This window comes from Leptolyngbya cf. ectocarpi LEGE 11479, from assembly GCF_015207065.1.
Lineage (GTDB): Bacteria > Cyanobacteriota > Cyanobacteriia > Phormidesmidales > Phormidesmidaceae > Leptothoe > Leptothoe ectocarpi.
The window spans coordinates 1-8,728 of sequence record NZ_JADEXP010000280.1 but is presented as its reverse complement, the minus strand read 5'-3'; the positions used below and the strand labels follow the sequence as shown (position 1 = coordinate 8,728).

Below are 8,728 nucleotides of genomic sequence, written 5' to 3'. Positions count from 1 at the left end.
GCGATCAGGCCATCCGTAACTTCCAAGCCATGCAAGGCACCATCCGTACCTACACCGCCCACACCCTCAACGCCTTCAAAAACATGGCCACCGCCAACGTAGACAAAGTCACCCTAGAATTTGGCATCAAAGTCGCTGGCGAAGGCGGAGTCCCCTACGTCACCAAAGGCAGCGCTGAATGCAACCTCAAAATCACCGTTGAATGCTCTTTCCCAGATCAGGACTGACCTAAATTACTCACCTGATTAGCCCGTCGCCAAATTGCCTCATGCTGCAACTGAATAATCGCCGCATGGTACGTCTCCGCATGAACTGCGACACTATGCCCCATCCACCGCGCCTCAATACTATCCGGCACTCTCCCATCACCACCGACCTTATCGCCCAGGCGTGTCGCAAAGCATAGGGCTTATGGAAAATCTTTTTACGTAGGACTAAAACATGATAACGGAGAGGGTGGGATTCGAACCCACGGTACCTTTCGGTACACTCGATTTCAAGTCGAGCGCATTCGACCACTCTGCCACCTCTCCAGGTGAAACTGCTTCCATGCTATCAGCCAGAAGCACCAGCTATGCTAGCCCAAATTTACCCATGCGTCTAGTGGGTGCATGGCCTTTTTACATCGCTCCGGTAGAGATACTCCTCTGACACAATGCTATTAGCGTCATTGATCCAAACCAAACGCACGGCTTGGACGGTGTCAGCTTGCAGGGTCACCAGAGTAAAGCTGCGCTGCCAGCCACCGTCGGTTTCAATCACCCTAGGCACCTGAGCCCCGTTTACATAGACTGTGCCATGGTCATCTACGGCCACACGGTCCCGTAGGCGGGTTTTGTCATGCCTGAGTTCATGGTGCATGTGCCCAAAAGCGACCAAGGCCACCTGTTTGTCGGAACGCTGAGCCTGGGCGATCGCATCGGCAAAATCTGGATCTCCATAATCACCACCTTTGCGTTTTTTCCAGTCGCGACCGCAAATATTATGCCCCTGGTCCCCCAGACCCGCCGGACCGTTATGCCCTAAAAAAATCAGGGTGTCATGCTCTGCTGTCCCTACCGTTGCACAAATCTGGGCGGTTGATTCTTCAAAGCTGCGTACATTACAGCGATCGCGATAAAACTGTTTGTAGCGCCATCTAGCCCCGCCCCAGCTGTAGGGCCGGGCACCGACAACGGTGACATTGCAGTGGGGGGCTTCTAACTTACTAAAGCCCACGTGGCACTCCCCTAGGGCCTCTAGCTGCTGCTGCAGACGATCTTCCTGGGTGCGGTCATAGGGACAATCTTTGCGATCGCGAACCGTATACCAAACATCATGATTGCCCAGGATCACCGCCTTGGGTAACGGCACCGCCGCCACCTGCTGCACCAGGTTAGTCGCCTCATTGCCAAAATCGCCCACAAAGAGCACCAGGTCAATATTCAGGGCCACTAAAGCCTGCGTATCAGCCCCACTCCACTGGTCGTGAACATCCCCCACGATGGCAATCATACGGGGCTGGGCTGCTCGCCCCTCATTCCGAGCCTGAGTTATCGCCATCAAGGTCATAAATCATTGTTTAATCTAAACATGTTCGGCCCACGCTTACTTCCTATGACCCAGCTGATTATTTTTACCGACCTCGATGGCACGCTGCTCAATGGTGAAACCTACGATTATGCGGCAACTGTACCCATTATCCAGCAACTCCAGTCACTAAAGATTCCAGTTATCCCTGTGACGAGCAAGACTCGGGCTGAGGTCACCACCCTGCGGCAAGATGTGGGGCTGAGCGATCCGTTTGTAACGGAGAATGGCAGCGGTATTTTTGTTGAAGTTAATCATAATCCCTTTAACCAGCCGCCGGGGGAGCAAGATGGGGACTACTATGTCGTTGATTTAGGCTGTCCCTACGTCCAGGCGCGGGCGGGGCTGCGGGTGATTGCCAATGAGCTGCAGCATTCACTGCTGGGGTTTGGTGACATGACCATCAAGCGCCTGCAGAAGTATACCGGTCTGTCGGCTAAGGATGCGCAAGAAGCTAAGGCCCGAGACTTTAGTGAGCCGTTTATCACCCCCAAGGCCGTCACCTCTGAGCAGATCATCGCCGCCGTTGAGGCCGTGGGATTCAAGGTGGTGGTGGGCGATCGGTTTTCCCATCTAATCGGGCCTGATGCGGGCAAAGGTAATGCTGTCAAACGTCTGGTGGCACTGTACCAAAGCCTGCTGCCACCGGAGGAAACCATTGTCACCATTGGTCTGGGCAATAGCCCCAATGATATAGACATGCTGACCCATGTTGACCATCCGATTGTGCTACCTGGTATTAACGGCCCCCATCCCCAGCTGGGAAATCGGGGTTGGGACATTGCTCCGTCGCCCGCACCCCAGGGATGGGTCGAGGCGGTTACAGCGATCTGTCAACAGTTTGATATTGTGCTGAAACGCCCCCTCTAGGCCGTTGCGGTCCTTAAGAATGCGTAGCGTCTATCGTTGACTGACAGTTATGGTTAAAATAACTATAATTAAGTTGGGTCAAAATTCAATCTGAAACTATAAATAAGCGAGTTTGTCTCCATGTTCACAACTGCATCAGCCCCTGCCACTGGATTGCCTAAGGACCTTTTTGGTGCCATTGAGACTCTAAAAAAAGAGCTGAATGCCATTGTTTTGGCCCACTACTATCAGGAGCCAGATATTCAGGATATTGCTGACTATATTGGTGACTCGCTAGGGCTATCCCAAAAGGCGGCGGCCACAGATGCTGAGGTGATTGTGTTTGCGGGGGTGCACTTTATGGCCGAGACGGCTAAAATTTTGAACCCTGATAAGCTAGTGCTGCTACCGGATTTAGACGCGGGCTGTTCCCTGGCGGATAGCTGTCCGCCGACTGAGTTTGCCAAATTCAAGGCGACTCACCCTGACCACATGGTGATTTCTTATATCAACTGCACCGCTGAAATCAAGGCCATGAGCGACATTATTTGTACCAGCTCAAATGCGGTAAAAATTGTCAATCAGATTCCACCCGAGCAGCCGATTATTTTTGCCCCTGACCGGAACCTGGGACGCTACGTGGCGGCCCAAACTGGACGCGATCTGGTGCTGTGGCAGGGAAGCTGTATTGTCCATGAGACCTTTTCTGAAAAGAAGATGCTGCAGCTAAAAATGGAGCATCCCCATGCGGAAATTGTGGCCCATCCTGAATGTGAAGCGGCCATTTTACGCCACGCTAACTTTATTGGTTCGACAACGGCTCTACTCAAGTACGTAGAAAGCTGTGACACCGAGCAGTTTATCGTGGTTACGGAGCCTGGCATTATTCACCAGATGGAGAAACAGGTACCCAACAAGCTCTTTATCCCGGCACCCCCCGATGCCAACTGTCAGTGTAATGAGTGTCCCCACATGCGACTTAATACGCTTGAGAAACTCTATCTGGCGATGAAATATCGCTCTCCAGAGATCACACTCCCGGTGGAGATACGGCAGCAGGCTCTGACCCCGATCCAACGAATGTTGGCAATGAGTGTTTAGGGACATGGCCTGTTCACTGTTTCAATTTTTTGTTTTAAGCTTGCGCTTAAGCTTTCAAATGATCCCTCAGCTGGTAGGTTAGCAAATCGACTACGTTGTCGCCCTGGGCTTGATTTTTACCTAGGGCGGACTGGGCCGATTTTTCAATCCGTTGAACCGTACTGCTCGATAGATTTAGCAAACCTACTAGCTCTTGGTAGGTGGCTTGTTCGTCCTGGTTGATCAGGGCTTCGTCTGGGGTGCGGGCGCTGGAGCTAATCACTTCGTAGCCTACACGGAGGACAAATTCCTTTTCTGCCTCGGTTGTGAGTTTAGGAACGAGTTCTGCGAGGGGAAGATCCTGGACTAGGTAACCTTGCAGCTCTTGCTTAACGGCCTCTTGAGTTGCAGGCGTGTTTGCAAAAACCTGACTAAAGTTGGTCAGCATGACATCTGCTTCTTCCTTCGCGAGGTTGCCATCAGCCCATGCCAATGCCAAGACGATCCGTAGCAGGTTCATTTGACGGGGGGTGATGGAAGGTGGCAGTTGAGTACCCATGAAAATTCAGTGTGGCACAGCTCTCTAAGTATCTGTCCAACTGACAAGAAGGGGGTGAGAGAGCAAGGTTTTTTTCAAACTCTTGCAATAACTTGTAACTCTAGCGTCCTTAGACCAAATTTTTGGCCTGAGGCGACCTACAGCGATCGCGATTGAGGAAATAGACCGAGCCCGATTATTTCTGCGCTAGCTGGGTTAGGTGGTTAAAGCCTTTTAACTGTAATGTTTGACCATTTTGGCTGGGGCTAATCCAGTCTTTTTCTTGTAATTTTTCCATAATTTTAGCGGCGTCGTCCTTGGGGATATCTGCGATCGCAGCCAAATCATCCATCGCCAAGTTAAAAATTTCTGGAGTAGCATCCTGATGCTCACCGTAGGCCTCAGCCAGGAACGTCAGCGTATGGGCTAATTTGACAGCAGTGGGCTTTTGACGCCGCTGAAAGTGGCTGTTTGTGTGGCGCAGCCGCTGTACCATCATTTGCAGCATGCGGTGATGAAGCTGCGGATCTTGAAACAGGGTATCAATAAAATGCTGAGCCGGAATACTAATCAGTTTGACCGGTGACAGAGCCACCACATCGGTAGACCGAGGAGATTCATCGAGAATCGCCATTTCGCCAAAAAAATCACCCTTGCCCAATACGGCTAGCGTGACGTAGCCACTGCCGGTATCATGTCGCACCTTGATCCACCCAGCCACAATTAGATAAATGGCATTGCCCCAGGAGTCCTCCATCAGGACAGTGCGACCTGCTGGATAGGTCAGCTCGGTCGCTGCGGAAAGCAGACTGGTTAAGGTGTCAGGATTTGCGGCATTAAACAATGGGAATAAATCACTTAGGGCATCGGGCCGCATGGACTTTTTCAGGGTAATAAGTGTAGTCATATAGTAGACCTACGAGTGAGCAGCAATGTCACAAAAAATAGAGTGGAGGTATTCTCTTTGATACTCTCTACGTTTGTTAAAAAATCGATAAAGTTGCACAAAAAATAAGTGCTTATACGGAACTAGCTGCTGGGAGACAGGGATAAGCTACCCGTAGTTTTTGGTACGAGGGCAAATTTTATGTTACGTCCCTTAGTCTACCCAGCTCGCTTGAGGGATACACGCTTTTTTGTACGGGCTAACGCGCAACCTCTTGTAGGTTTAGAGGTGGGCGCAAGAAACACTTAGATGACACATTGCCAAAATATACAAGCAACCTGGCTGGCCTCAGTATGCTTAATAAAAAAAACTCCCACTAAGCCTCAAGCTCGTCGGGAGTTTTTATTGAAACGTACTATTTTTTAATGTTTCACTACCAGGGAAGCACCAACCAGACCGATGTCCAGTAATAAAATGATGCTATTAGCCACCAAACTCGTTTTCTAGCCGAGGTAACTCCAGTCTAATGCGCCCAATTGATGAGTGTTTACGCTATATGGCTGAGGTTTATTTAGGACAATGGCTGAATTTTGAGTTCCCAGGGTCTTCTAGGCAAATTGACAAATTTTTCCGTACAGAAACACCCAATTTGTAAAACTCTGCGTGGACAGCACCGCAGCAATGGCTATAGATGCTTTTCTAGGGCAGAGCTAAATTCGCCATAGGGTTTGGCCCCAATGACTGTGTCCACCTGCTCTCCTTGCTTAAAGAACAGTACAGCGGGGATGCTCTTAATGCTAAAGCGCCGAGCTACAGATTTATTGGCGTCAATATCGAGTTTAACTACGCTAACGCGATCGCCGTATTCCTCGGCGAGCTGGTCCATTAGGGGGGCGACAAGCTTACATGGGCCACACCAGGACGCTGTGCAGTCCATGACAACTAAGGGCTGACTAGTAATTAACTCATCAAGGGCGGCTTCATCGGCAATATAGTCAGCGGCCATAGTTTAGAGTGCTCCAAGAATGTAAGGGAAAAAATGATTACTCAGACCATAGGCATCATAACCACAAGTAGGTAAATGCACCTAATTGTGGTCAGCATTGTGGTTAGCCATGGGGCTAGGCCCCAGCGGTCTTCTGTTTTGACAGACGGTGCGCGATCTTGAGATCTACACAGCCACAAAGTTGACAAGTTTGCCAGGAACGACGATGACTTTCTTAATCTCTTTGCCATTGAGATGTTTCTTGGCAATGTCAGAGTCACGGGCGTACTGTTCCAGTTCATCTTTGCTGGCGCTGGCGGGAACCGTAATGGTCCCTCGGGTTTTGCCTTTAATTTGAATCACCAGGGTAATCTCATCGGCGACCAGGGCACCTGCCTCAAATGTGGGCCAGCTCTGGCGATGTACCGATTCGCTAAAGCCCAGCTGCTGCCAGAGTTCTGCGGCGATGTGGGGGGCAAAGGGGGCTAACAAGAGCACCAGGGCCTGGACTCCCTCAGCATAGACATCGCTGTCTTGTTGTTTGGCATCTTTGAGGGCATTGCTGAGCTTCATCAGCTCGGAGACGGCCGTGTTGAACTGGTAGCCTTCCTCCACGTCCTCGGAGATTTCTTTGATGGCGGTATGAATGGCGCGCCGCAGATCTTTGTCTGCTTTGCCGAGGCTGCTTTGGTCGATGCTGGTGATTCGTTTTTGGCTGCCTTGTGCTGCCGCAAAGCTATTGACCAGCAGCCATACTCGGTTTAAGAATCGAAACTGGCCTTCGACATCGGCATCGTCCCATTCGAGATCTTTTTCTGGTGGGGCTTTAAATAGGATAAACATGCGGGCAGTGTCGGCCCCGTATTTACCCAACACCACTCGGGGCTCAACGCCGTTGTACTTCGACTTGGACATTTTTTCGTAGAACACCTGGAGCGGATCACCGGTCTCGGGATCTTTGGGCTCGCTGAGGTTGGCAATGTCACTCGGGGCAATGTACTTGCCCGTGGTGGGGTTTTTATAAGTGATAGCCTGAACCATGCCCTGGGTGAGCAGGCGTTGAAAAGGTTCGTCGATGGAGATGAGGTTGCGATCGCGCAGCACCTTTGTAAAGAACCGCGAATACAGCAAGTGCAAAATCGCGTGCTCAATTCCGCCTACGTATTGATCAACGGCCAGCCACTCATCTGCCTTATCCCTAGAAAATGGCATCTGCTCGTTTTTGGCATCGGCATAGCGCAAAAAGTACCAGGACGAATCGATAAACGTATCCATGGTGTCCGTTTCCCGCTTGGCATCGGTGCCACAGCCAGGACACTGACAGTTGATCCAGTCGGCCATCTTCGCCAAAGGAGACCCACCGCGCGAGCTAAACTCCACGTCCTCAGGCAAGATCACCGGTAGCTGGTCATCGGGTACGGGTACTGTGCCACAGCTGTCACAGTAAATCATCGGTATGGGTACTCCCCAATAGCGCTGGCGAGAAATCAACCAGTCCCGCAGACGATAGTTGGCCGTGCCTTCACCCTTATTGTGGTCTTCTAACCATGCCACCGCAGCAGGGACACTTTGTCCCTTACCTTTACCCGCCGAGATGCCGTCTAGCGGTCCCGAATTCACCATCATCCCTTCTCCAGCAAAAGCGGTCTCCATGGTGTCTGCATCCAGGGTTTCCCCTTCCGGCTGGACCACCACATGAATGGGTAAGTCAAACTTACGGGCAAATTCAAAATCTCGCTGGTCATGGGCTGGCACCGCCATAATGGCCCCGGTGCCGTAATCCATCAGCACATAGTCCGCAATCCAGATGGGGATTTTCTGGTCATTGACCGGATTAATGGCATAGCTACCGGTCCATACCCCGGTTTTCTCTCGATTCTCGGCAGTACGGTCCATTTCACTCATGCCTGCCGCCGTATCTTGGTAGGCCTTGATGGCCTTGGCCTGATCAGCTGTCGTCAGTTTTTCTACCAAAGGATGCTCTGGTGAGAGCACCATAAAGGAGGCCCCCCACAGCGTATCTGGGCGAGTGGTGTAGATTTTAATCTCGTCACCGTCTTCAGTGGTGAAGACCACATGGGCTCCGGTGGACTTGCCAATCCAGTTCGCCTGCATCAGCTTCACCCGCTCCGGCCAGCCGTCGAGTTTGTCGAGGTCGGCCAGCAGCTGATCGGCGTAGTCTGTAATCTTAAGGAACCACTGGCGCAGCAGTTTCCGCTCGACCTTTGCCCCTGAGCGCCAGGACTTACCCTCACTGTCCACCTGTTCATTGGCCAGTACGGTTTGGTCAATGGGGTCCCAGTTAACAGCCGCTTCTTTCTGGTAGGCGAGTCCGGCTTCGTAAAATTGTAAAAAGATCCACTGGGTCCAGCGGTAGTAGTCTGGCGAGCAGGTGGCCACCTCCCGAGCCCAGTCATAGGAGAGACCTAGCTCCTGCAGCTGCTCGCGCATTTGACCAATATTCTGATATGTCCACTTAGCTGGAGGAATACCCCGATCAATGGCGGCATTCTCGGCTGGCAGACCAAAGGCATCCCAGCCCATGGGGTGCAGTACGTTATACCCTTGCATACGGCGGACACGGGCAATCACATCGGTAATGGTGTAATTGCGCACGTGCCCCATGTGCAAGTTACCAGAGGGGTAGGGAAACATGGACAGGGCATAGAACTTCTTCTGTCCAGGTACGGTAGGCGTTTTATCCAGGCCCTGCTCAACCCACTGCTGCTGCCACTTTTTCTCGATGTCTGATGGGTTATATCGAGACTCCACGTTTAGTTTCCCCTTCCTACAAAATCAATCAGAATTGCCTAATCAATTC

General features: G+C 51.5%; 8 protein-coding genes and 1 tRNA gene. 3 read left to right on the top strand and 6 right to left on the bottom strand.

Going from position 1 to position 8,728, the window contains the following annotated elements; translation table 11 throughout:
* Positions 1 to 227 (top strand): CU044_2847 family protein (locus IQ260_RS22835; RefSeq protein WP_265579578.1); only part of this gene is annotated, 227 nt, incomplete at its 5' end.
* A 221-nt stretch (positions 228 to 448) separates the two neighbouring features.
* Here IQ260_RS22835 and IQ260_RS22830 read toward each other — a convergent pair.
* Positions 449 to 533 (bottom strand) — tRNA-Ser (locus tag IQ260_RS22830).
* A 67-nt stretch (positions 534 to 600) separates the two neighbouring features.
* Complete coding sequence (locus IQ260_RS22825) at positions 601 to 1,542, bottom strand: TIGR04168 family protein (protein WP_228016358.1); 942 nt, start codon at positions 1,540 to 1,542, stop codon at positions 601 to 603.
* Between the two features lie 54 nt (positions 1,543 to 1,596).
* Here IQ260_RS22825 and IQ260_RS22820 point away from each other — a divergent pair, with 54 nt between their 5' ends.
* Positions 1,597 to 2,439, top strand: a complete 843-nt coding sequence (locus IQ260_RS22820; protein WP_193995389.1) for an HAD-IIB family hydrolase — start codon at positions 1,597 to 1,599, stop codon at positions 2,437 to 2,439.
* A 120-nt stretch (positions 2,440 to 2,559) separates the two neighbouring features.
* Positions 2,560 to 3,519 (top strand): quinolinate synthase NadA, encoded by a 960-nt coding sequence (nadA, locus tag IQ260_RS22815; protein WP_193995388.1) that lies wholly within the window; start codon positions 2,560 to 2,562, stop codon positions 3,517 to 3,519.
* Between the two features lie 46 nt (positions 3,520 to 3,565).
* Here nadA and IQ260_RS22810 read toward each other — a convergent pair whose 3' ends face one another.
* From IQ260_RS22810 to leuS, 4 genes are all read right to left on the bottom strand, one after another.
* Positions 3,566 to 4,057 (bottom strand): tellurite resistance TerB family protein, encoded by a 492-nt coding sequence (locus IQ260_RS22810; RefSeq protein WP_193995387.1) that lies wholly within the window; start codon positions 4,055 to 4,057, stop codon positions 3,566 to 3,568.
* A gap of 175 nt (positions 4,058 to 4,232) precedes the next feature.
* Complete coding sequence (locus tag IQ260_RS22805; protein ID WP_322745025.1) at positions 4,233 to 4,943, bottom strand: Crp/Fnr family transcriptional regulator; 711 nt, start codon at positions 4,941 to 4,943, stop codon at positions 4,233 to 4,235.
* A 664-nt stretch (positions 4,944 to 5,607) separates the two neighbouring features.
* A complete protein-coding gene (trxA, locus tag IQ260_RS22800; RefSeq protein WP_193995386.1) occupies positions 5,608 to 5,928 on the bottom strand; it encodes a thioredoxin in 321 nt (106 codons plus the stop codon).
* Positions 5,929 to 6,093: 165 nt separating this feature from the next.
* Complete coding sequence (gene leuS, locus IQ260_RS22795; protein WP_193995385.1) at positions 6,094 to 8,679, bottom strand: leucine--tRNA ligase; 2,586 nt, start codon at positions 8,677 to 8,679, stop codon at positions 6,094 to 6,096.
* Positions 8,680 to 8,728: the final 49 nt, after the last annotated feature.

What these genes read in the sequence shown, in the direction of transcription:
- IQ260_RS22825 (WP_228016358.1), bottom strand. Translation starts at nt 1,542, where the DNA reads ATGGCGATAACTCAGGCTCGGAATGAGGGGCGAGCAGCCCAGCCCCGT.
- IQ260_RS22820 (WP_193995389.1), top strand. Translation starts at nt 1,597, where the DNA reads ATGACCCAGCTGATTATTTTTACCGACCTCGATGGCACGCTGCTCAAT.
- nadA (WP_193995388.1), top strand. Translation starts at nt 2,560, where the DNA reads ATGTTCACAACTGCATCAGCCCCTGCCACTGGATTGCCTAAGGACCTT.
- IQ260_RS22810 (WP_193995387.1), bottom strand. Translation starts at nt 4,057, where the DNA reads ATGGGTACTCAACTGCCACCTTCCATCACCCCCCGTCAAATGAACCTG.
- IQ260_RS22805 (WP_322745025.1), bottom strand. Translation starts at nt 4,943, where the DNA reads ATGACTACACTTATTACCCTGAAAAAGTCCATGCGGCCCGATGCCCTA.
- trxA (WP_193995386.1), bottom strand. Translation starts at nt 5,928, where the DNA reads ATGGCCGCTGACTATATTGCCGATGAAGCCGCCCTTGATGAGTTAATT.